The organism is Sphingopyxis jiangsuensis (assembly GCF_016734905.1).
Taxonomy (GTDB): domain Bacteria; phylum Pseudomonadota; class Alphaproteobacteria; order Sphingomonadales; family Sphingomonadaceae; genus Sphingopyxis; species Sphingopyxis jiangsuensis.
Genome location: NZ_JAERPO010000002.1, coordinates 664,935 through 685,175 on the forward strand (window position 1 = coordinate 664,935; position 20,241 = coordinate 685,175).

The window sequence follows — 20,241 nt, forward strand, 5'->3', positions numbered from 1 at the left end:
GGCAAACCGCCTATCGCCTTGCGGCCCCGCTTCGTCGCCGGTAAGCCATGTCGATGTTCGCGAACCGGACCCGCCCCGAAATCGTCAACATCCATGCGAGCTGCGTGGCGGCGGGCAATGGCGGCGTGCTGATCCTGGGCAATGCCGGACAGGGAAAGTCCGACCTGGCATTGCGGCTCATCGACCGCGGCGCGCGGCTCGTCGCCGACGACCGCTGCGACGTCTGGTTCGAACGCGACCGGCTGTGGTGCCGCCCGCCCGATACGCTCGCGGGGCTGATCGAGGTCCGCGGTATCGGCATCGTCGAGCGTCCGTGGACGGCCCCCGCGCCGCTCGCGCTCGCGGTGCGGCTGACCGACCGCTATGATCGCATGCCCGCGGTCAACCAGGTCGAGATGGTCGCGGGGCACCCGCTCCCCGCGCTCCTGCTGTCGGCGTTCGAGGCGTCGGCGCCGATCAAGATCATGCTCGCGCTCGAACGGCTGGCGCCCGCGGCATGAACCCGCACCCCGAACAGCGGTTGATGCTCGTGACGGGCCTGTCGGGCGCGGGCAAGTCGACCGCGCTCAACGTGCTCGAGGATCTGGGCTGGGAGGTCGTCGACAATCTCCCGCTGGCGCTGCTCGACGCCCTGATCGGAGCCCCCGTCAAGCCCGGCGACGCGGGCCGTCCTGTCGCGGTCGGCATCGACAGCCGGAGTCGCGGCTTCAAGCCGGCGCTGCTCGTCCGCCGGATCAAGGAATTGCGCGAAGCGGGCGGTCGCGACATCCAAACATTGTTCCTCGATTGCGCGGGCACCGAACTCGAGCGGCGTTTTTCCGAAACGCGGCGTCGCCATCCACTCGCCGAAGACCGGCCTGCCGCCGACGGCATTGCGCGCGAGCGCGAGATGATGGAACCGCTGCGCCGCTGGGCCGAGCACGTCATCGACACGACCAACTACAGCAGCAACGACCTGCAACAGGAAATGCGCCAACGCTTCGCCGAAGGCGGCGACACCGCGCCGGTGCTCACGGTCCTCAGCTTCGGCTTCGCTCGCGGCTTGCCGCGTAACGCCGATCTGGTGTTCGACATGCGCTATCTGCGCAATCCCCATTGGGACAAGGCGCTGCGCCCCCGCACCGGACTCGACGATGCCGTCGCCGCCTATGTCGCCGCCGACCCCGCCTATGAGGCGACGGTCGGGCAGATCGAGGCGCTGCTCCTGGCGCTGCTGCCCCGCTATCGCGCTGAAGGGAAAAGCTATGTGACCATTGCCTTCGGCTGCACCGGCGGCCGCCACCGTTCGGTCCATGTCGCCGAACGGGTCGCAAAAACGCTGCGTTCGGCAGGTCATGCACCCACCGTGTCCCACCGCAATCTTGACTCCAGCCCGCAAGATGGGCTTGAGGGCAGCCCCCCGCCGACGTCGCGCGCGGCGAACGGACGACAGGAATAAGGGTCCCCGACTTCATGCCCACCGATAAAGCTTTACCGCTGCTTGGAATGGTCCTCGTCACCCATGGACGGCTCGCCGAGGAAATGGTGACCGCGATGGAGCACGTCGTCGGCCCGCAGCGCGCAATTGCGACCGTGTGCATCGGCCCCAATGACAATATGGAAATGCGCCGCCAGGAAATCGCCGACGCGATTCTGAAGGTCGACGAAGGCCGCGGCGTCATCATGCTGACTGACCTGTTCGGCGGCACGCCGTCGAATCTGGCGATCAGCCTGCTCGAAAGCGGCCGCACCGAGGTTATCGCGGGCATCAACCTGCCGATGCTGATCCGGCTGGAAAGCGCGCGCAAATCGATGGAGCTGCGCGCCGCCGTGATCGCCGCGAAAGAGGCGGGGCAGAAATATATTTCGGTCGCATCGGAAATGCTGGGGGTGGGGCCGTGAGTGACGCCAGCGAGACGGTCGAGATTACCAACCAGCGCGGGCTTCACGCGCGCGCGAGCGCCAAATTCGTTACCTTTGTCAGCCGCCTTCCCGACGGCGTGAGCGTCGAGGTCGAACGCAACGGCTCGCGCGTCAACGGCACGTCGATCATGGGGCTGATGATGCTCGGCGCGGCCAAGGGCGACAGCATCACGATCCACACCAGCGGCGAAGGTGCCGACGCCGCGCTGCTCAAGCTGGTCGGGCTGGTCAAGGACAGCTTCGGCGAGGATTGATGATGGCGCACGGTCGCCGGTCCCGAATCGAAAGCCTTTCGAACCCGCTCGTCAAGCGGATGCGGCTGTTGCGCGAAAAACGGCATCGCCGCGCCGAAGGCCTGTTCCTCGCCGAGGGCCTGCGCATCGTGACCGAGGCGCGCGAGGCAGGAGTGTTGCCGGCGTGGCTGTTTCTTGGCGAAGAAGGCGCGGCACATCCGCTGGCGCGCGCGCTCATCGACGCCACGCTCGCGGCGGGGGGCGAGGTGATCGACACGACACCCGCGATCCTGTCGAAACTGTCGGGCAAGGACAATCCGCAGACGGTCGTCGGCATCTATGCCGAACCGTCGGCGACGCTCGCCGACCTCGACCGCAATGCCGCGCCGATCTGGCTCGTCGCCGAGCGGCTGCGCGACCCGGGCAACCTTGGCACGATGCTGCGCACCGGCGATGCGGTCGGTGCGGGCGGGCTGATCCTGCTCGACGAGAGCACCGATCCCTATGGCGTCGAGGCGGTGCGCGCGAGCATGGGCGCGATTTTCACGCAGGCGCTCGTGCAGGCGCGCTGGGACGATTTCCTGCCCTGGCTGCGCAGCGGGCCCGGCCAACTCGTCGCGACATGGCTGGCGGACGACACGTTGGATTATCAGGCGGTGCGATACGAAGCACCGACCTTCATCCTGATCGGCAATGAATCGCAAGGCATGCCCGAGAGCTATGCCGCCGCCGCCGACGTCCGCGTCAAGATGCCGATGATGGGCAAGGCCGACAGCCTCAATGCGGCGGTCGCGGCGGCGGTGATGGCCTATGAGGTGCTGAACCAGCGGCGGCGCTGACCGCCCCGAACGCTGGCGCGCATTCCGACTTTCGGTTGGCAACGCTGGCGACGCTCGATTATCTCGTCAGGCTGAAGTATTTTCAGCATGTCGAAGGAAGGAGATGCCGCACATGAAACGCATCCTGCCGCTGTTCGCCCTGCCCGCCCTCGCCGCCTGCGCGCCGGTCGAGGCGCCGCAGCCCCCCGCGACCGAACCCGCCGCCTATATGGCGCTCGGCACCGAACCGGGCTGGACGCTGGAAATCACGGCCGCACAGCTCGATTATCATGGCGATTATGGCGAGACCCGTATCACTGCCGCCAACCCCGGCGCACGGCCGAGCTTCAACGGCAGACGCTACGTCACCGACCGGCTGACGGTCGATATCACCCATGGCGAGTGCAACGACGGGATGAGCGATCGCCTGTATGCCGACACGGTGATGGTGATCGCCGACGGCAAGACGGTGAAAGGCTGCGGCGGTGCGATCCTGGCGCCGACCGACCTCGCCGGGACGAGCTGGACCTTCGTCTCGATCAATGGCGTCGCGGTCGCTGCCGACCGTCCGACATCGCTGGCGTTCGAGGCCGACCGCCTGAGCGGCAGCGCCGGATGCAACCGCTTTTCGGGAAGCTGGTCGCGCGAGGGCGCGATGCTCGCCGCCGGGCCGCTGATGGCGACCAAGATGGCGTGTCCCGGGGCGGGAACGGAGCAGGAAAATGCCTTCTTCGCGCTGATGCGCGCGCCGGTGCGAATCGAGTTTCCGTCGGACGGGACGTTGGTGCTGACCGGCCCAGATGGACGGACGGCGGTGCTCAGACGGTCGATTTGAATCTCCCCCGCGGCAACGAAAGGAAGACTGCGTTACTTCTTGTTACGGCATTCAAGGAGCCTTTAAGGAGCCTTCAGTCGCCGTCGCTCATGGGCTATTCGCCCTCGTCGTTCACCGCGCTCGGCGCGGCCGCAAGCTTCGCAAGCGGTCGCGCCGACTGTTCGGCGACAGGCAGAACCGGTATCTCCTTGCCCCCCGTCTCGACGTCGAGCGTCTCGAACCGCTTCGCCTGCGTCAGCACCTGGCTTTCGAAGCTGCCGACAAAGGCATTGTACGCCCCGGTCGCCTGATCGAGATTCTTGCCGACGCGCGCGATATGGCCGCCCATCGTCGCCATCCGCGCGTAAAGCTCCTTGCCCAGCGCCGCGATCTCGCGCGCCTGTCCGGCAAGCTTTTCCTGCCGCCACACCGCCGCGACCGTTCGCGCTATCGCGATCAGGTTGGTCGGAGTCGCGAGCAGCACCTTGCGCTCGAACGCATAGTCCCAAAGCTCGTGATCATGGTCGAGCGCGGCGGCGAGGAAATGCTCGCCGGGGACGAACATCACCACATAGTCGGGCGTGTCGGCAAACTGGTTCCAATAGGCCTTGGCCCCCAGCGCGTTGACATGCGCCTTCATCGCGGCGGCATGCGCCGCGAGATGCGTCGCTTTCTCGCCATCGTCGACGGCACCAAAGGCGTCCTGATAGGCGTTGAGCGAGACCTTGGCGTCGATGACGAGGCTCTGCCCGCCCGGCACCTTGACCACCACGTCGGGACGCAGCCGCCCGCCTTCGCCATCGGCGACGCTCACCTCGGTCTGGAAATCGGCATGTTCGGCAAGCCCGCAGCTTTCGAGCACATTGCGCAGCTGTTGCTCGCCCCAGCGCCCGCGCGCCTTGGGGGCGTTGCGGAGCGCGTTCACGAGCTTCGCCGCCTCGCTCGACACACGCTCGGTGCCTTCGCGCATCGCCGCGATCTGGCCCTGCAACATACCAAAGGCGTCGCGCCGTTCGGCCTCGACCTTGCCGACCGCTTCCTCATATTTCTGCAGCCGCTCGTGCACCGGCTGGAGCAGCGCCTTCAGATTCTGCCCCGCGCTTTCCTCGCTCTGCTTGAAGCGGTCGGTCGCGCGCGCGAGAAAATCCTGCTGCGCCTTGTCGAGCATCGCCTGCCCGACCTCGCGAAACTGCGCGGTGAGCGCCGCCTGCGCGTCCTTGAGCTGCGCAATCTGCGCGTCATGCGCCGCGTCGCGCGCCTTTTGCTCGGCGAGCAGCGCCGACAATTGCAGGTCCGCCGTCTTGCGCGCCTCGGCCTCGCCAGCAAGGTCGCTCACCGCCGCCTTGAAGCGCTCGGCAAATCCGTCGCGCTCGGCCTTGAGCGCCCCCGCCTGCCGCCCCGCAACGAGCCAGCCGATCAGGGCGCCAAGGACAAGGGAGAAGAGAGCGATGAGCAGCGCGGTCGGGTCCATGCGCGGAACATAGGACGAACGCAGGCCATTTGGCCAGCGCAGATTCATCGCGGCTCTGCGATGCTTTCATTTCCGCGCGGCCGGGCTAATTTGCCGCCACGATGAAGCGGCGACATTGCCGAACGACGCGCATACAGACTGTCGTTCGGTCAGGGTCGAATCTTCGTCCTTGCGTTCGAAGGAGATGCACATGAAAAATCTGATGTTCGGTTTCGCCATGTTGTTCGCTGCCCCGACGGCCGCGCACGCGGCTGAGGACAAGGCGCCCAAGGCGTGCTGCTGCAAGGAAATGAAGAAAGATTGCTGCGCCGGGAAGAAGGGCGAGGACGCGCCGGACCACGGCGAGCATCAGGACATGCAGCACTGAAGTTGAGCGGGGAGGCGCTTCGGCGCCTTCCCGCCCGTTCATTCACGTTTATTTTTTCGGCCGGCGAAAAGACAGGCCCGACACGCGCAGTTCATAAGAGTTGGCGAAAACGCTGAGCACCGCGCCATAATCGCCGCACGGGATCACTTCATAGGCCGAAGGCCCGCGTCCCTGACTGTGGTGGAGGCACGTCGACCCGCTGAAACGATACGCGCGGCCGTCCGCCTTGCCGTTGCCGTTGAGCACGCCCAGCACGGTGCCGACCGGAAGATAGCTATATGTCTTCGGATCGCCCTTCGTCAGTTCGACGCGGCCGTTGCGGACGTTGATTTCCCACTCGTTCCACGGTCCGGTCCACTTGCCCTCGATCGCTTTCACCGGATCGGCGGGAAGCGACAGATCCTGCGCCGAAACAGCCACCGGAACGGTCAGCGCGGCCAGCGCCGCAATCCCCATCAATTTCATGACTTCACCCCCATTTTGAACCGCTTACCATGTGTCATGCGCCGCCGCGCGGGGCAAGTCGATTTCGCCAGCGCAACCTGGATGTCAGCGCGGCTCGGCAAAGGGCAACACCGCGCGATACGCCTCCGCCCCCGGCGCACCGGCAACGCGCACGCCCTGCGTCAACAGCCAATAGTGACGCACGATCTCCGCCTGCTGTTCCAGGCCATAGCGTTCGAGTTTCCACCCCGGCTTCAATGTATAGGAATAGCGCGCGAAGGGATGGCGCATCAGCACCAGATACCAGCGCCCGCGCGTCTGCGCCTGCCACACATGGACCATCTCGTGAATGAACAGCCCCTTCAGCGATTGCGACGCCGCGCCGAAATCATCGCAATATAAATCGCCGTGCGGGTGAAAGTGCAGCGCGCCCATCGGCGCCATCACGACGCGGCGCGGCTGGAAGAAGGCCCATTTGCTGCGGCACACGCGGACGCGCGGATAGTCGATGGCATCGCCAAAGACGCTGCGCGCCAGTTTGACCTCGCCGTCGGTCAGGGCACGGGCGTGGCGTGGCACCTGCGCTTATTTCGCAGCGGATTCCGCGCCCGGCGCGCCGCCGCTGCCATGATCCATCGAACCATGATCCATCGCTTCGGCGCCCGGCGCCTCCTTGATCGGCAGGTCGAAGAGGATGCGTTCATTATTGTTGTTGGTGAACACGAACGCCATCGGCAGCTTGCCGGCGCGCACCGCGGCGGGATTGATGTTCCAGATCATCAGATGCTTGCCGCCCTGCTTGAACACCAGCTCGCCCTTTGCGGGGACCGGCGCGCCGGAAAGCGGCTTCATCGCGGTGACGCCATTTTCGCGCACCGTTTCATGCATCTCGACGCGCTGCGCGAGGTCGGCGGTCACGGCGACGAGTTCGACGTCGCGCGGGCCGCCCTGGACGCGGAAATAGCCGACCGCCGGCCGGTCGGGGGTCGCCCCCATCACGATATGGCCACTGACGACGTTGAGCGGCTTTTCGCCCCCCAGCTTCTCGCCGCACGCGGAAAGCGACAGCGCAGCGAGGGCAAATGCAGCGATGGCAAAAGGTTTCATTTTGGGAGGACTCCGTAAAAGCCGAAATTTTCGCCTCCCAGATAAGCCCCTAAAGCCCTTGTGCCAAGGAGCGGCGCACCTATATCGCCCCCAGAAACCCGCAAGGGACCAATGAAACGGCGTGCCTGTTCAGGGCGCCAAAGTTGCAACAAGGACGGATATATCAATGGCCAAAGTCATCGGGATCGACCTCGGCACCACCAACAGCTGTGTTGCGGTCATGGAGGGCGGCAAGCCCAAGGTTATCGAAAACGTCGAAGGCACGCGCACCACGCCCTCGATCGTCGCGTTCGCCAAGGATGGCGAGCGGTTGATCGGCCAGCCGGCGAAGCGCCAGGCGGTGACCAACCCCGAGAACACGATTTTTGCGGTGAAGCGCCTGATCGGCCGCCGCTTCGACGATCCCATGACCAAGAAGGACATGGAGCTCGTCCCCTATACCATCGCCAAGGGCGGCAATGGCGACGCATGGGTCAAGGCGGGCGGCGAGGATTATTCGCCGTCGCAGATCTCGGCCTTCATCCTTCAGAAGATGAAGGAAACCGCCGAAGCCTATCTGGGCGAAAAGGTCGAGCAGGCGGTCATCACCGTCCCCGCTTACTTCAACGACGCACAGCGCCAGGCGACCAAGGACGCGGGCAAGATCGCCGGCCTCGAAGTGCTGCGCATCATCAACGAGCCGACCGCGGCCGCGCTCGCCTATGGCCTCGACAAGAGCGAGAACAAGACGATCGCCGTCTATGACCTTGGCGGCGGCACCTTCGACATTTCGATTCTCGAAGTCGGCGACGGCGTGTTCGAGGTGAAGTCGACCAACGGCGATACCTTCCTCGGCGGTGAAGATTTCGACAGCAAGATCGTCGAATTCCTCGCCGACACCTTCAAGAAGGACGAAGGCATCGACCTGCGCGGTGACAAGCTTGCGCTCCAGCGGCTCAAGGAAGCCGCCGAAAAGGCAAAGATCGAGCTGTCGTCGGCCGCGACGACCGAGGTCAACCTGCCCTTCATCACCGCCGACGCCAACGGGCCGAAGCATCTTGTGAAGACGATCACGCGCTCCGACCTCGAAAAGCTGGTCGAAGAACTCGTCAAGCGCACGCTCGAACCGTGCAAGAAGGCGATCAAGGATGCGGGCGTCAACGCCAGCGAGATCGACGAGGTCGTGCTGGTCGGCGGCATGACGCGCATGCCGCGCGTGCGCGAAGTCGTGAAGGATTTCTTTGGCAAGGAACCGCACACCGGCGTGAATCCCGACGAAGTCGTCGCGATCGGAGCGGCGATCCAGGCGGGCGTGCTGCAGGGCGATGTCAAGGACGTGCTGTTGCTCGACGTGACTCCGCTGTCGCTCGGCATCGAGACGCTGGGCGGCGTGTTTACGCGCATGATCGACCGCAACACCACCATCCCGACCAAGAAGTCGCAGGTCTATTCGACCGCCGACGACAATCAATCGGCGGTGACGATCCGCGTGTTCCAGGGCGAGCGCGAAATGGCCGCCGACAACAAGATGCTCGGCCAGTTCGACCTCGTCGGCATCCCCCCCGCTCCGCGCGGCGTTCCGCAGATCGAAGTGACCTTCGACATCGACGCCAACGGCATCGTGTCGGTCCATGCCAAGGACAAGGGCACCGGCAAGGAACAGCAGATCAAGATCCAGGCGTCGGGCGGCCTGTCGGACAGCGACATCGACCAGATGGTCAAGGACGCCGAACAGTTCGCCGAAGAGGACAAGAAGCGCCGTGAGGCGGCCGAGGCGAAGAACAACGCCGAAAGCCTGATCCACACGACCGAACGCCAGCTCGAAGAGCATGGCGACAAGATCGATGCGGCGCTGAAGTCCGAAATCGAGGCGGCGGTTGCCGAAGCCAAGACCGCGGTCGAAGGCGGCGACAGCGCCGCGATGACCGAAAAGTCGCAGGCGCTGGCGCAGGTCGCGATGAAGCTCGGCCAGGCGATCTATGAAAAGGAACAGCAGGCCGCGGCGTCGCCCGCCGCTGATGCGACCGAAAGCAAGGCCGACGAAGACGTCGTCGACGCCGAATTTTCGGAAGTCGAAGACGACAAGAAGTAAGGCGAAGGGCATGCCCTTCGAGACGCCATTTCGACAAGCTCAAGGGCTCCCAAGGGCGAACGGTGCGTGGTTATCCGTTCGTCCGGGGGAGGGACTGAGCGAAAGCGAAGGGCTGTCTCGAAGGGCTGCACCCTTGGGGGCATAAGCAAACCATGTCGCTCGACATCGATTATTACGAACTGCTGCAGGTTGACCGCAGCGCCGACGACAAGGCGCTGAAGTCAGCCTATCGCAAGCTCGCGATGCAATATCACCCCGACCGCAATCCGGGGTGCAGCGACAGCGAGGCGCGGTTCAAGGCGATCAGCGAAGCCTATGACTGCCTGAAAGATCCGCAAAAGCGCGCCGCCTATGACCGGTTCGGCAAGGATGCTTTCCGGAACGGCGGCTTCGGCGCGAACGGGGGCGGTGCCGACTTCGGCGACATTGGCGACATTTTCGAATCGATCTTCGGGTCGGCATTCGGCGGCGGACGGCAACAGCGCGGCCCCGCGCGCGGCGCCGACCTGCGCTACGACATGGAAATCCGGCTCGAGGATGCCTTCACCGGCTGCCGCCGCGAAATCCAGGTCGACGTCGCGGCGCGCTGCGACACTTGCGACGGATCGGGTGCCAAGCCCGGCACCCATACGCATCGCTGCTCGACCTGCGGCGGTCATGGCAAGGTCCGCGCGCAGCAGGGCTTTTTCATGGTCGAGCGGGTCTGCCCGACGTGTCAGGGCGCTGGCGAGGTTATCGCCGACCCCTGCGGCACCTGCCTTGGCGAAGGCCGCGTCGACCGGCGCAAGACGCTGACCGTCGACATCCCCCCGGGTGTCGACGAGGGCACGCGCATCCGCCTGTCGGGCGAGGGCGAAAGCGGCGCGCGCGGTGCGGCGCCGGGCGACCTCTATATCTTCCTCCACATGGCGCGGCACAAATTGTTCGAGCGCGAGGGCACGACGCTGTTCACCCGCGCGCCGATCAGCTTTACCACCGCCGCGCTCGGCGGGTGCATCACCATCCCCGGCCTCGACGGCCAGAGACACGAGATCAACATTCCCGCAGGCATCCAGTCGGGCAAGCAGCTCCGCCAGCGCGGCGCTGGCATGCCGGTGCTCAACGGCCGCGGCCACGGCGACCTCGTCGTCCAGGTCGACGTCGAAACGCCGACGCGCCTGTCGGCGAAGCAGAAGGAACTGCTCGAGGCCTTCCGCGAGACCGAAACCGGCGACGAATGCCCCGCGAGCCAGGGCTTTTTCGGGCGCATCAAGGAAATGTGGGACGATCTGACCGATTGAGCGCGGGTTTTGCCGAACCTCCGCCTCCCCCTTTCTTTCCCTCCGCACCCTGCTAGCCTTTCGCATCGTCCGCTTACGAAAGGCCCTGTCATGTTCCGCGCCGTGATCTTCGCCTCGACTCTGGTCCTCGCCGCTCCCGCCGCGCTCGCGCAGCAGGATTTGTCGAAGGTCGAAATCCGCACCGAAACCGTTTCACCGTCGATCGCGGTGCTGTTCGGCGCTGGCGGCAATATCGCGGTGAGCCACGGCGCCGACGGCACGGTCCTTGTCGACGACCAGTTCGCGCCGCTGACCCCAAAACTCCAGGCCGCGGTAGCCGCGCTCGGCGCGACCCCGGTCAAATGGCTGATCAACACGCACTGGCACGGCGACCATAGCGGCGGGAACGAAAATTTCGGCAAGGCGGGCGCGATGATCATGGCGCACGACCATGTCCGCGAGCGGCTCGCCGAGGGCAGCCTTCACCGCGGCGGCCGCGCCGCGCCGGCACCGAAGGATGCACTGCCGGTGCTCACCTATCACGACGGCATCACGCTGCACCTCAACGGCGACACGGTACGCGTCATGCACGCGCCGCACGCGCATACCGACGGCGATTCGATCCTCCATTGGGAAACGGCCAATGTCTTTCACATGGGCGACACCTTTTTCCACAAGGTGACGCTGCCTTACATCGACCTCGGCAGCGGTGGATCGGTCTATGGCGTGCTCGCCGCCGCCGACATGGTGCTCGCGAAGGCCGACGAGAAAAGCGTGATCATTCCGGGCCACGGCCCGCTCGCCACCAAGGCCGACCTCGCCGCCTATCGCGCGATGCTCGCCGAAGTGGTTGGCGCGGTCGAGAGCGCGAAGGCCGGGGGCATGTCGCTCGACGAGGTAAAGGCGATGAAGCCCGCCGCCAAATATGAGGTCAAGGGCGGTTTCATCATGGGCGACGCCTTCGTCGAAGCCATCTACAACAGCGAAAAAGGGCATCCGCGCGGCCACAAGCCCGACCGGTCAAAGGACGTCATGGGCGCCCACAGCCACGGCGGCGGCGACCACAGCCATTGAGTTCGGCGGAAAAGGGAGAGGCGGCATGCAACTCGGAGTGTTTTCGGTCAGCCTGACGGTCAAGGATCTGGCGGTGTCACGCGCATTTTATGAAAAGCTGGGATTCCGCGATTTCGGCGGCAACGCCGAGCATGGCTATCTGATCCTCAAGAACGGGACGACGGTCATCGGGCTGTTCGAGGGGATGTTCGACAAGAATATCCTGACCTTCAATCCCGGCTGGGACGAGAATGCGCAGGAGATCGATCCCTTCACCGACGTGCGCGCGCTACAGGCGCAGTTGAAGGCAGCGGGCGTCGAGCTGACATCGGAAGCCGATCCCGACGGCAGCGGCCCTGCGAGCATCACGCTGGTCGATCCCGACGGCAATCCGATCCTGATCGACCAGCACCGCTAGCGCCCGAACCGCTCCTCAGCCTGCGGCGTCGATCTCGTGCCGCAGCTCCGCGATCAGCGCCTGCACCCTGGGCAGCCGCGGCGTTTCTTCGTCGAGGATCGCGTGAAAGGCGCGGCGCTTGATCGCCATCAGGGCGTCGTCGGCCAGCGCGCCATCGCCGGTGACGCTGCTCGCGACGATGTCGATCAGCCGGTCGGCGCCGTGAAGCCGTCCCCACAGATAGTCATTCTCGCGATAGGCGCGGCTGAAAAAGGCGCCGAAGCTGTTGAACTCGATTCCCTTGAGCATCGCCGCCGCGCCGCCGCCGCGGATCGCGGTCGCGTCGGAGGGCGAGATGCGGTCGATCTTGATCGGGTCGAACTCGTCGAACCCCTCGCCCTGGAGCAGCGGCAGCGTCGCGATATCGTAAAAGGGATAGCCGAGATAGGCGAGCAGCAAAGTCCGCCGATCGTCCTTCGGCAACGCGGCGAGCCCCTCGGCGATCAGCGCGTCGGCATCGCCATCGACGCCCGGCAGGTCGCGCCGCGCAGCAATCGCATCGATCCATTCGGCGGGGGGCGCCTCGTCCGAAAGCTCGATCGCCTCGAGCCAGTCGTCGCCCTGACGCTCGAGATAGAGGCCGAGCGCGGTAAAAATCGCCTCGCGCATCGCCTCGCACTCGGGATCGCGCGCGTCGCGCGTCGCCTCAACCGCGCCGTCGAGCTCGCGCGCCAGGAAACGCAGCCGCCGCACCCGAAAGCCGAGGTCGTGGGTGCGGAAAAAGTCGATCGCATCGCCGCTCGCGCCCGCACCGCGCTTGCCCGAAATCCGGTCGAGCCCGCGCGCGCGAACCTCCGTCCACAGCGCCTCGCGTCGTGACGCACGCTGCATCTCGTTCGCCGAAGGCGCGAGCCGCTCCGTCACGCGCACCAGCTCCTCGACCACCGCCGACAATTTCAGATGACCATAGGGCGCATAGGCGAAACCCGCGCGGGCTGCGGCCTGTTCCTGCGCCTTTGCGCGCCAGCGCGCGAGGCGCGCGGTTGTCGGCGTGTCGAGAAAGAAGGTCGTGCCGAACAATGCCGCGACCTGCTCCTCGACCTCGACCTTCATCGCATCGACGACGCGCTGCATCCGGCGGATACGGCGCGACATGCCTTCGATCGCCTCGACATTGTCGCGTATCGGCTGTTCGCGCGGAATTTCGGACAAGGCGCCGAGGATCGTGGGCAGGAAGCCGGGAAGTCGCGGCGACGCGCCCTCCTTGACCTCGCCGGGCTTGCCGAAGCTGATCGAGCGGAAATCGGGTTTGGGATCGATATAGACGAAGCGCCGGTCGATCTCGCGCCGCGCCGGACGCTGCTTGAGCGCGGCAATCGCGGGACGGAAGGGCGCATTGGCGAGCACCGAACCGTCGATGAGCACGCGGTCGGCGGGATCGGCCTCGCCCCCCTTGGGAAGCTGCGCGCGGATGAAACCGGCGCGCGAAGGCCACGCCAGGTTGCGCCGTTCGAGCACATTGTCGATTTCGCGCAAGGTAAAGGGCGGAAAGGCGCCAGGAAAGCTCGCCGTCGCGCGCGCCGCCGCGGTCAGCCCCGGCACATCGTCGATGCGTCTGCCGCCGCGGCCGTCGTGACGGAAGTGCATGACGAGCCGGTGCTCCTGCTCGGTCACGCGCGGCGGGCTATTGAGCGACAGCGGCATCGCATGGCCGGCGAAATCGGTGACCGAGACGAACAGGTCGATCGGCTGACCATCGGGGACGAGGAGCGGCCCCCTTGGTCCCGCATCCATCGCCTCGAATGCATCGAGCAGCAGGTTGGTAAATGTCTCGCCGCCGAACGGCGGCTCGAACCAACGCGCGCGTACGAACCGCGACAATTTTGCGCGCACTTCGTCCTGTGCGCCTTCGCCGACGGTGCGGTCGATGGCATTTCCGCGCCGCTTCATCGCCCAGCCTGCGATCGGCACCGCCCAGAATTTGGTCGCAGCGGATAGCGGACGCGCATCGGGATCGAGCAGGCTGTCGACATCGGCGGCGTCGAGCCACAGGTCGGTGAGCGGATCGAGCGACTGGCCGGTCGCCAGCGCGCACGCGAGGAAGATGCCGTTGATACCCCCGGCGCTCGCACCCGCAATAATGTCGGCAAAGACGCGCAGGCGCACCCCGGCCTTGGCGTCGATCGCGGCGAGAAGCGCGTGATAGGCGGCGCCCGAACCATCGGGAACCGCACCCTCGTGAAAGGCGCGCGACGCCGCGGCGAGCCGCCACACCTCCTTGGTAATGCCGTGCATATAGACGGCAAGGCTGATGCCCCCATAGCAAATCAGCGCGAAACGCAGTTCCTTCTCCCGCATGGCGACCGTGATAGCGCGCTTTGCCGCGCGTGGCGACGGGCGCCGAAAAAAAGGCTCAGGATTCCAAACACGGCTTGCAATTGCAATTGGTTCTCACTAGCGAACCCGCAAACAGGAGTTGAGAATGATTCGCAAGATTGCCGTCGCCATGCTCGCCACAAGCGCGCTTGCCACCCCCGCTTTCGCCGAAGAAGCCCCGGCCGGGGGTGCCGAACACGGCAATGCGATTATCGTCACCGCCGCGCGGACCATCTTGCCTGCCAATGCGCTGCCGCTGACGGTCGACCTGATCGACAAGGCGGCGCTCGACGAACAGCTTGCGATCTCCGGATCGGTCACCGACGCGGTCGCGACGCTTACCCCCAGCTTCTCTCCCACCCGCCAGAAGCTGTCGGGCGCGGGCGAGACGCTGCGCGGTCGCTCGCCGCTTTATGCGATCAACGGCATCCCGCAATCGACCCCGCTGCGCGACGGCAGCCGCGACGGCTTCACCATCGACGGCTTCTTTGTCGACCGCGTCGAGCTCATCTATGGCTCGAACGCGCTGCAGGGCATCGGCGGCACCGGCGGCATCGTCAATCAGGTCACCGTCGGCGCGCCGGTGCAAGAGGGTGTGTCGGGCCGAGTGCTCTTGCAGGGCACCGCCGACAATGAATTTTCCGACGCCGGAATGGGCGGAAAGGCGGCGGGGCTCGTCCAGTACAAGGCCGATCGCTTCGACGCGTCGGTCGGGGCAGCCTATGAGCTGCGCGGCATTTTTCGCGACGGCGAGGGACGCCCGATCGGCATCAACCTGACGCAGGGTGAGACGCAGGATTCAAAGGCGCTCTCGCTCTTCGGCCGCTTCGGTTATGAAGTGACCGACACGATGCGGCTCGACCTGATCGCGAGCCGCTTCGATCTCGAGGGCGACGGCGATTATATGGTCGTCGCGGGCAACCGCGCGACCGGCCTGCCGACGAGCCAGCAGCGCGGCACCCCGCCGGGCGTGCCTGCGACCAACCGCACCGAAAGCCTCGCGCTCTCGCTCACCGACAGCGACCTCGGCGGCGGCAATTTCGTCAGCCAGATATTCTGGAACCGCAGCCGCGACACCTTCGGCGGCGAGCCCAATCCGATTGCGACCTTTCAGGACGCGGCGATCGCGCCCGTCGGAACGCTGTTCGACCAGTCGCAGAATCGCAGCCGCAAATATGGCGGCAAGCTGTCCTATGAACGCGCGCTGCCGGGGTTCGAGGCACTCACCCTCATCGCGGGCTTCGACGCACTGTGGGACACGACCGAGCAAAGGCTGATCGCGACGGGACGCAGCTGGGTGCCGCCGACCGATTTCCGCAGCCTCGCGCCCTTTGGTCAGGCGAACCTCAAGCTGGCGGGCGGGCGCATTCGCCTGGCAGGCGGCGCGCGCTATGAAAATGTGAAGATCAGCATCGACGATTATACGACGCTCGCCTCCTCGGGCAGCACCTTCGTTTCGGGCGGCAGCCCGACCTTCGACGATGTGCTGCTCAACGGCGGCGTGATCGTCGAGCCGGTCGCGGGCATCCGCGCCTACGCCAGCTATGCCGAGGGCTATACCGTTCCCGACGTCGGGCGCATCACGCGATCGGTGAGCACCCCCGGCACCGATATCGACGACTTCCTCGACATCGCCCCCATCGTTTCGAACAACCGAGAAATCGGGTTCGAGGTCAAGCGCGGCCCGCTCGACGCGAGCGCCGCCTATTTCTGGTCGTCGAGCAAGAACGGCCAGCGGCTTCAGGCCGGGCCCGACGGCATCTTCACCGTCGAACGCGAGCGCGTCGAAATCGAGGGGCTCGAAATCAACCTCGCGGTCAGGACGCCGATCGACGGGCTGACGCTCTCGGCGGGTTACGCCCATATCGTCGGCCGCTACGACAGCGACGACGACAATGTCGTCGACACCGACCTCGACGGCGCGAACATCTCGCCCGACCGGCTCAACCTTGCTGCTGCCTATGCCAAGGGTCCGTTTTCGGCGCGCGTGCAGACGCAATTCTACCTCGCGCGCACCTTCGGCGGACCCAATCGCGACGCGCGCAACGATTTCGAGGGCTATGCGCTCACCGATGCGTTTGTCCGCTACCAGACCGCGATCGGGGGTCTCAGCCTCGCGGTGCAGAACCTCTTCGACAAACAATATATCAGCTACGCGAGCGATACCCAGCGCCCGACCGACAATTTCTTCAACTTCGCCGGACGCGGCCGGACCTTTACGCTCGGCTGGGATTACCGCTTTTAAATGATGAAGCTGCTCGACACGCTGCACCGCTGGACGGGGGGGCTTATCGGCCTCCTGCTCGCGTTGCTCGGGCTGACCGGGACGATCCTGCTTCACAAGGACGCATGGATCGGCCTGCCGCGCGCAGCCGACGCACAGCGCACCGACCTCGACAGCGTAACGCGCGCGACCGAGGCGATCATGGCGCTGCCCGAGGCGCCGCAGGGCATTATCTTTGCGCGCGAAAGCTTCGGGCTGCACCAGGCGCGTTTCGGCGAAGGCGCCGGGCTCTATGCCGACCAATCGGGCCATGTGGTCGCGCGCTGGGCGAATCAGTGGGAGCGGCCCGAACTCTGGATCTTCGATTTCCACCACCATTTGTTCGCGGGCGACAGCGGCGAATGGGTGATCGGCATCGCAGGGCTCGCGGGGCTGTTCTTCGTCATCAGCGGCGTCATCCTGTGGTGGCGAACGCGGAAGACCTTTCAATTCCGGTTCTGGCCCAAGCGGATGAGCCGCCCGGCGATCCTGATGCACCATCGCGATCTCGGCATCGTCGCCGCGCCGCTGCTTTTGCTGTCGGTCGTCACCGGCACGATGATGATCTTTCGTCCCTTCGCAATGGCGGTCGTCGCGCCTTTCGGCTCGACGGGCGAAGCGGCCGACGCAATGGCAACGCCCGACTATGACAGCGGTCCGCTCGCGGCAAACCCCGATTATGCCGCGATGCTCGCCGAGGCGCGCCGCCGCTTTCCCGACGCCGAATTCCGTATCCTCAGCCTGCCGCGCGGGGCCGGCGATCCGATCAGCCTGCGCATGCGCCAGCCCGCCGAATGGCTCCCCAACGGACGCACGACCCTGTGGTTCGACGCGGCGACCGGCGAACTGCTGGGCGCGCGCGACGCGCTCGCCATGCCGTCCGCCGCACAGGCGTTCAACAAGGCCTATCCGCTCCACGCGGGCAAGGTCGGCGGACTGCCCTATCGCCTGCTGATGACGCTGTCGGGAATTGCGCTGACCCTGCTCGGCAGCTTTGCGGTCTGGACCTTCTGGTTCCGGCGGCCGAAGCCCGCGCGGCGGGAGACGAAGGCGGCGTTGGTTTCGGCATAGGTGGCGAGCGTCGGCTTTGGGGTGGGGAGCGGGCGTTCAATAATACCCTCGTCACCCCGGGCTTGACCCGGGGTCCCGCTCAGCGGCGCCATAGAAGCGGGACCCCGGATCAAGTCCGGGGTGACGATGAAATAAAGGATCGCGAACGCTCGCCAGCCGCCCTGAATCCTCCCTGTCGCGCAGCGATGGGGAGGTGGCAGCGCGCAGCGCTGACGGAGGGGCAAATGGCGCAACGCCGCCGCCCCTCCACCACCGCCTGCGGCGGCGGTCCCCCTCCCCATGCCTGCGGCACAGGGAGGATCGAACGTCCGCAATCGGTCGTAAACGGCCGTCGGATAACCTCCCCGCTTTCCTATTTCGCGCCGCCGCCTATATCCTGCGTCCTCCATGACCCGCGCCCGCGTTCTCCTCCTCACCGCAGCCCTCGGCCCGCTCGACTATCGCGTGCCGCAAGGCAGCGATGCGCCGCTCGGCAGCGTCGTCGTCGCCCCCTTGGGGCCGCGGCGGATGGGCGGCGTGGTGTGGGAGGAGGAAAGCTTCGGCGCGCCGGAACCCGTCGGCGACAACCGCCTGCGCAACCTGTTCGAGATCGTCGACGTCCCGCCGATCCCCGCTGCGCTCCGCCGCCTCGTCGAATGGACGAGCGATTATTATCTGGGCCCGCCGGGGTCGGTGCTGCGCATGGTGCTCCCCGGCGCCGCCTTTGCCGATGCGCGCCGCCCGATCGTCGAATATCGCGCGACCGGCGAACTGCCCGCGCGCATGACGCCGCAACGCAGCGTCGCGATGGACGCCATCGGCACGCGGCAGGGCACGGTGCGCGAACTCGCCGCGCTCGCGAGTGTCAGCGAGGCGGTTGTGCGCGGCCTCGTCAACACAGGCGCGCTCGAGGCGGTCGAGGTGTCCGCCGACGCCCCCTGGCCCGAACCCGACCCCGGCTTTGCGCCGCCCGACCTGTCCGACGAACAGGCGGCGGCGGCCGAACAACTGCGCGCCGCGGTCGCGGCCGCGCGGTTCGAGACATTGCTGCTCGACGGCGTCACCGGCTCGGGCAAGACCGAAGTCTATATGGAGGCGATCGCCGCCGCGGTCGCCGCGGGCCAGCAGGCGCTCGTCCTGCTCCCCGAAATCGCGCTGACCGAGCCGATGCTGACGCGCTTCGCCGCGCGCTTCGGCTGCGAGCCGGTGCCGTGGCATTCGGGCTTGCGCTCGACCGAGCGCCGCCGCGCCTGGCACGCGATCGCCAGCGGCGAGGCGAAGATCATCGTCGGCGCGCGCTCGGCGCTCTTCCTCCCCTATGCCAATCTCGGCATCATCACCGTCGACGAGGCGCATGAGACGAGCTTCAAGCAGGAGGATGGCGTCCATTATCACGCACGCGACGTCGCGGTGATGCGCGGGCATTTCGAAGGCGTGCCCGTCGTGCTCGCAAGCGCGACCCCCGCGCTGGAAAGCCTCGCGATGGTCGAGGCGGGGCGCTATCGTCACATCAGCCTGCCCGCACGTTTCGGCGGCGCCACCCTCCCCGACCTTGCCGCGATCGACATGCGCCGCGACCCGCCCGAACGCGGAAAATGGCTGGCACCCCCGCTCGTCGACGCGCTCGCCAACCGGCTGGGGAAGGGCGAGCAGAGCCTGCTCTTTCTGAACCGCCGCGGTTTCGCGCCGCTCACCCTCTGCCGGACGTGCGGGCATCGCATCCAGTGTCCCAATTGCACCGCGTGGATGGTCGAGCACCGGCTCGTCCACCGCCTTGCCTGCCACCATTGCGGCCATGTCATGCCGCCGCCGCGCCTCTGCCCCGAATGCGACGACGAAGACAGCCTCGTCGCCTGCGGTCCCGGCGTCGAGCGCGTCGCCGATGAAGTGGCATTGCGCTTTCCCGAGGCACGCACCGCGATCGTCACCAGCGATACGCTCTGGTCGCCCGCCAAGGCTGCCGAATTCGTCGCCAATGTCGAGGAGGGACTGGTCGACATCATCATCGGCACACAGCTCGTCACCAAGGGCTATCACTTCCCCAACCTCACCCTCGTCGGCGTGGTCGACGCCGACCTTGGCCTCGACGGCGGCGACTTGCGCGCGTCCGAACGGACCTTCCAGCAAATCGCGCAGGTCGCGGGGCGCGCAGGGCGCGGGGCGAAGCCGGGCGAGGTGCTCATCCAGACGCGCGTTCCCGACGCGCCGGTGATGGCGGCGCTCGTCGAGAACGACCGCGACGGCTTCTACGCCGCCGAGGCCGCATCGCGTCGCCGCGCGGGAGCGCCGCCCTATGGTCGCTTCGCCGCGCTGATCATCTCGTCGGAGGATGTCGAGGTCGCGCGCGGCGTAGCGCAGCGGCTGGGGCAAAAGGCGCCGGTCGCCGACGGCCTCGCGGTCTATGGCCCCGCCCCCGCACCGCTCGCGATGCTGCGCGGCCGCCACCGCTTCCGCCTCCTCCTCCACGCCCCGCGCAGCTTCGACCTGCAGGGGACGATCCGCGATTGGGTGGGGAGCATCGACTGGCCCGCCAAGGCGCGCCTCGCAATCGACGTCGATCCCTATAGTTTCGTCTGACACTTTACAGTCGTGTTCGCCAATGGCAGCAAGTAATCG

At 66.3% G+C, this 20,241-nt stretch carries 19 protein-coding genes; 14 read left to right on the plus strand and 5 right to left on the minus strand.

What is annotated here, in order from left to right; genetic code table 11:
* The first annotated feature begins 53 nt into the window (after positions 1 to 53).
* From JI743_RS09895 to JI743_RS09920, 6 genes are all read left to right on the plus strand, one after another.
* The gene (locus JI743_RS09895; RefSeq protein WP_201928145.1) at positions 54 to 500 is read left to right on the plus strand and encodes an HPr kinase/phosphorylase; all 447 of its coding nucleotides are present in this window, start codon (positions 54 to 56) and stop codon (positions 498 to 500) included.
* Positions 497 to 1,438 (plus strand): RNase adapter RapZ, encoded by a 942-nt coding sequence (gene rapZ, locus JI743_RS09900; RefSeq protein ID WP_201928146.1) that lies wholly within the window; start codon positions 497 to 499, stop codon positions 1,436 to 1,438. Before JI743_RS09895 ends, rapZ begins: the two co-directional genes overlap by 4 nt.
* A gap of 38 nt (positions 1,439 to 1,476) precedes the next feature.
* Positions 1,477 to 1,881, plus strand: a complete 405-nt coding sequence (locus JI743_RS09905) for a PTS sugar transporter subunit IIA (RefSeq protein WP_201928739.1) — start codon at positions 1,477 to 1,479, stop codon at positions 1,879 to 1,881.
* Positions 1,878 to 2,156 carry an HPr family phosphocarrier protein gene (locus tag JI743_RS09910; RefSeq protein WP_201928147.1) on the plus strand — a complete coding sequence of 93 codons (279 nt, stop codon included), beginning with the start codon at positions 1,878 to 1,880 and terminating at the stop codon, positions 2,154 to 2,156. Before JI743_RS09905 ends, JI743_RS09910 begins: the two co-directional genes overlap by 4 nt.
* A gap of 2 nt (positions 2,157 to 2,158) precedes the next feature.
* Entirely contained in the window at positions 2,159 to 2,974 is an 816-nt protein-coding gene (locus JI743_RS09915; RefSeq protein ID WP_201928148.1) for a TrmH family RNA methyltransferase, read from the plus strand.
* Positions 2,975 to 3,086: 112 nt separating this feature from the next.
* Positions 3,087 to 3,788: an META domain-containing protein gene (locus tag JI743_RS09920; protein WP_201928149.1), complete on the plus strand. Its 702-nt coding sequence runs from the start codon at positions 3,087 to 3,089 to the stop codon at positions 3,786 to 3,788.
* 94 nt (positions 3,789 to 3,882) lie between these two features.
* Here JI743_RS09920 and rmuC read toward each other — a convergent pair whose 3' ends face one another.
* Positions 3,883 to 5,238 carry a DNA recombination protein RmuC gene (rmuC, locus tag JI743_RS09925; RefSeq protein ID WP_201928150.1) on the minus strand — a complete coding sequence of 452 codons (1,356 nt, stop codon included), beginning with the start codon at positions 5,236 to 5,238 and terminating at the stop codon, positions 3,883 to 3,885.
* 190 nt (positions 5,239 to 5,428) lie between these two features.
* Between rmuC and JI743_RS09930 the strand changes: the two genes are divergently transcribed.
* A complete protein-coding gene (locus JI743_RS09930; RefSeq protein ID WP_201928151.1) occupies positions 5,429 to 5,605 on the plus strand; it encodes a hypothetical protein in 177 nt (58 codons plus the stop codon).
* Between the two features lie 48 nt (positions 5,606 to 5,653).
* Here the strand turns inward: JI743_RS09930 and JI743_RS09935 are convergent, their stop codons facing one another.
* The 3 genes from JI743_RS09935 to JI743_RS09945 all read right to left on the minus strand — a co-directional run bounded on the left by JI743_RS09935 (position 5,654) and on the right by JI743_RS09945 (position 7,156).
* Positions 5,654 to 6,070, minus strand: coding sequence for a hypothetical protein (locus tag JI743_RS09935; protein ID WP_201928152.1), 417 nt, complete (start codon positions 6,068 to 6,070; stop codon positions 5,654 to 5,656).
* Between the two features lie 84 nt (positions 6,071 to 6,154).
* Positions 6,155 to 6,628 carry a vgr related protein gene (locus JI743_RS09940; protein ID WP_201928153.1) on the minus strand — a complete coding sequence of 158 codons (474 nt, stop codon included), beginning with the start codon at positions 6,626 to 6,628 and terminating at the stop codon, positions 6,155 to 6,157.
* A gap of 6 nt (positions 6,629 to 6,634) precedes the next feature.
* Positions 6,635 to 7,156, minus strand: a complete 522-nt coding sequence (locus JI743_RS09945) for a copper chaperone PCu(A)C (RefSeq protein WP_201928154.1) — start codon at positions 7,154 to 7,156, stop codon at positions 6,635 to 6,637.
* A gap of 166 nt (positions 7,157 to 7,322) precedes the next feature.
* On the opposite strand from JI743_RS09945, the gene dnaK reads away from it, so the two are divergent.
* The 4 genes from dnaK to JI743_RS09965 all read left to right on the plus strand — a co-directional run bounded on the left by dnaK (position 7,323) and on the right by JI743_RS09965 (position 11,957).
* Positions 7,323 to 9,227 carry a molecular chaperone DnaK gene (gene dnaK, locus JI743_RS09950; RefSeq protein ID WP_201928155.1) on the plus strand — a complete coding sequence of 635 codons (1,905 nt, stop codon included), beginning with the start codon at positions 7,323 to 7,325 and terminating at the stop codon, positions 9,225 to 9,227.
* A gap of 152 nt (positions 9,228 to 9,379) precedes the next feature.
* Positions 9,380 to 10,507, plus strand: a complete 1,128-nt coding sequence (gene dnaJ / locus JI743_RS09955) for a molecular chaperone DnaJ (RefSeq protein WP_201928156.1) — start codon at positions 9,380 to 9,382, stop codon at positions 10,505 to 10,507.
* A 90-nt stretch (positions 10,508 to 10,597) separates the two neighbouring features.
* The gene (locus JI743_RS09960; protein ID WP_201928157.1) at positions 10,598 to 11,560 is read left to right on the plus strand and encodes an MBL fold metallo-hydrolase; all 963 of its coding nucleotides are present in this window, start codon (positions 10,598 to 10,600) and stop codon (positions 11,558 to 11,560) included.
* A 25-nt stretch (positions 11,561 to 11,585) separates the two neighbouring features.
* A complete protein-coding gene (locus JI743_RS09965) occupies positions 11,586 to 11,957 on the plus strand; it encodes a VOC family protein (RefSeq protein WP_201928158.1) in 372 nt (123 codons plus the stop codon).
* Between the two features lie 15 nt (positions 11,958 to 11,972).
* Here the strand turns inward: JI743_RS09965 and JI743_RS09970 are convergent, their stop codons facing one another.
* Positions 11,973 to 14,294, minus strand: coding sequence for a patatin-like protein (locus tag JI743_RS09970; protein ID WP_201928159.1), 2,322 nt, complete (start codon positions 14,292 to 14,294; stop codon positions 11,973 to 11,975).
* A 124-nt stretch (positions 14,295 to 14,418) separates the two neighbouring features.
* Here JI743_RS09970 and JI743_RS09975 point away from each other — a divergent pair, with 124 nt between their 5' ends.
* The 3 genes from JI743_RS09975 to JI743_RS09985 all read left to right on the plus strand — a co-directional run bounded on the left by JI743_RS09975 (position 14,419) and on the right by JI743_RS09985 (position 20,202).
* On the plus strand, positions 14,419 to 16,557 hold the full coding sequence (locus tag JI743_RS09975) for a TonB-dependent receptor (protein WP_201928160.1): 2,139 nt from the start codon (positions 14,419 to 14,421) through the stop codon (positions 16,555 to 16,557).
* A gap of 3 nt (positions 16,558 to 16,560) precedes the next feature.
* Entirely contained in the window at positions 16,561 to 17,646 is a 1,086-nt protein-coding gene (locus JI743_RS09980) for a PepSY-associated TM helix domain-containing protein (RefSeq protein WP_201928740.1), read from the plus strand.
* A gap of 387 nt (positions 17,647 to 18,033) precedes the next feature.
* Positions 18,034 to 20,202, plus strand: coding sequence for a primosomal protein N' (locus JI743_RS09985; RefSeq protein WP_201928161.1), 2,169 nt, complete (start codon positions 18,034 to 18,036; stop codon positions 20,200 to 20,202).
* Positions 20,203 to 20,241: the final 39 nt, after the last annotated feature.

What these genes read in the sequence shown, in the direction of transcription:
- rapZ (WP_201928146.1), top strand. Translation starts at nt 497, where the DNA reads ATGAACCCGCACCCCGAACAGCGGTTGATGCTCGTGACGGGCCTGTCG.
- JI743_RS09980 (WP_201928740.1), top strand. Translation starts at nt 16,561, where the DNA reads ATGAAGCTGCTCGACACGCTGCACCGCTGGACGGGGGGGCTTATCGGC.
- JI743_RS09960 (WP_201928157.1), top strand. Translation starts at nt 10,598, where the DNA reads ATGTTCCGCGCCGTGATCTTCGCCTCGACTCTGGTCCTCGCCGCTCCC.
- dnaJ (WP_201928156.1), top strand. Translation starts at nt 9,380, where the DNA reads ATGTCGCTCGACATCGATTATTACGAACTGCTGCAGGTTGACCGCAGC.
- JI743_RS09915 (WP_201928148.1), top strand. Translation starts at nt 2,159, where the DNA reads ATGGCGCACGGTCGCCGGTCCCGAATCGAAAGCCTTTCGAACCCGCTC.
- JI743_RS09985 (WP_201928161.1), top strand. Translation starts at nt 18,034, where the DNA reads ATGACCCGCGCCCGCGTTCTCCTCCTCACCGCAGCCCTCGGCCCGCTC.
- JI743_RS09965 (WP_201928158.1), top strand. Translation starts at nt 11,586, where the DNA reads ATGCAACTCGGAGTGTTTTCGGTCAGCCTGACGGTCAAGGATCTGGCG.
- JI743_RS09975 (WP_201928160.1), top strand. Translation starts at nt 14,419, where the DNA reads ATGATTCGCAAGATTGCCGTCGCCATGCTCGCCACAAGCGCGCTTGCC.
- dnaK (WP_201928155.1), top strand. Translation starts at nt 7,323, where the DNA reads ATGGCCAAAGTCATCGGGATCGACCTCGGCACCACCAACAGCTGTGTT.
- rmuC (WP_201928150.1), bottom strand. Translation starts at nt 5,238, where the DNA reads ATGGACCCGACCGCGCTGCTCATCGCTCTCTTCTCCCTTGTCCTTGGC.
- JI743_RS09945 (WP_201928154.1), bottom strand. Translation starts at nt 7,156, where the DNA reads ATGAAACCTTTTGCCATCGCTGCATTTGCCCTCGCTGCGCTGTCGCTT.
- JI743_RS09920 (WP_201928149.1), top strand. Translation starts at nt 3,087, where the DNA reads ATGAAACGCATCCTGCCGCTGTTCGCCCTGCCCGCCCTCGCCGCCTGC.
- JI743_RS09930 (WP_201928151.1), top strand. Translation starts at nt 5,429, where the DNA reads ATGAAAAATCTGATGTTCGGTTTCGCCATGTTGTTCGCTGCCCCGACG.
- JI743_RS09970 (WP_201928159.1), bottom strand. Translation starts at nt 14,294, where the DNA reads ATGCGGGAGAAGGAACTGCGTTTCGCGCTGATTTGCTATGGGGGCATC.
- JI743_RS09895 (WP_201928145.1), top strand. Translation starts at nt 54, where the DNA reads ATGTTCGCGAACCGGACCCGCCCCGAAATCGTCAACATCCATGCGAGC.
- JI743_RS09935 (WP_201928152.1), bottom strand. Translation starts at nt 6,070, where the DNA reads ATGAAATTGATGGGGATTGCGGCGCTGGCCGCGCTGACCGTTCCGGTG.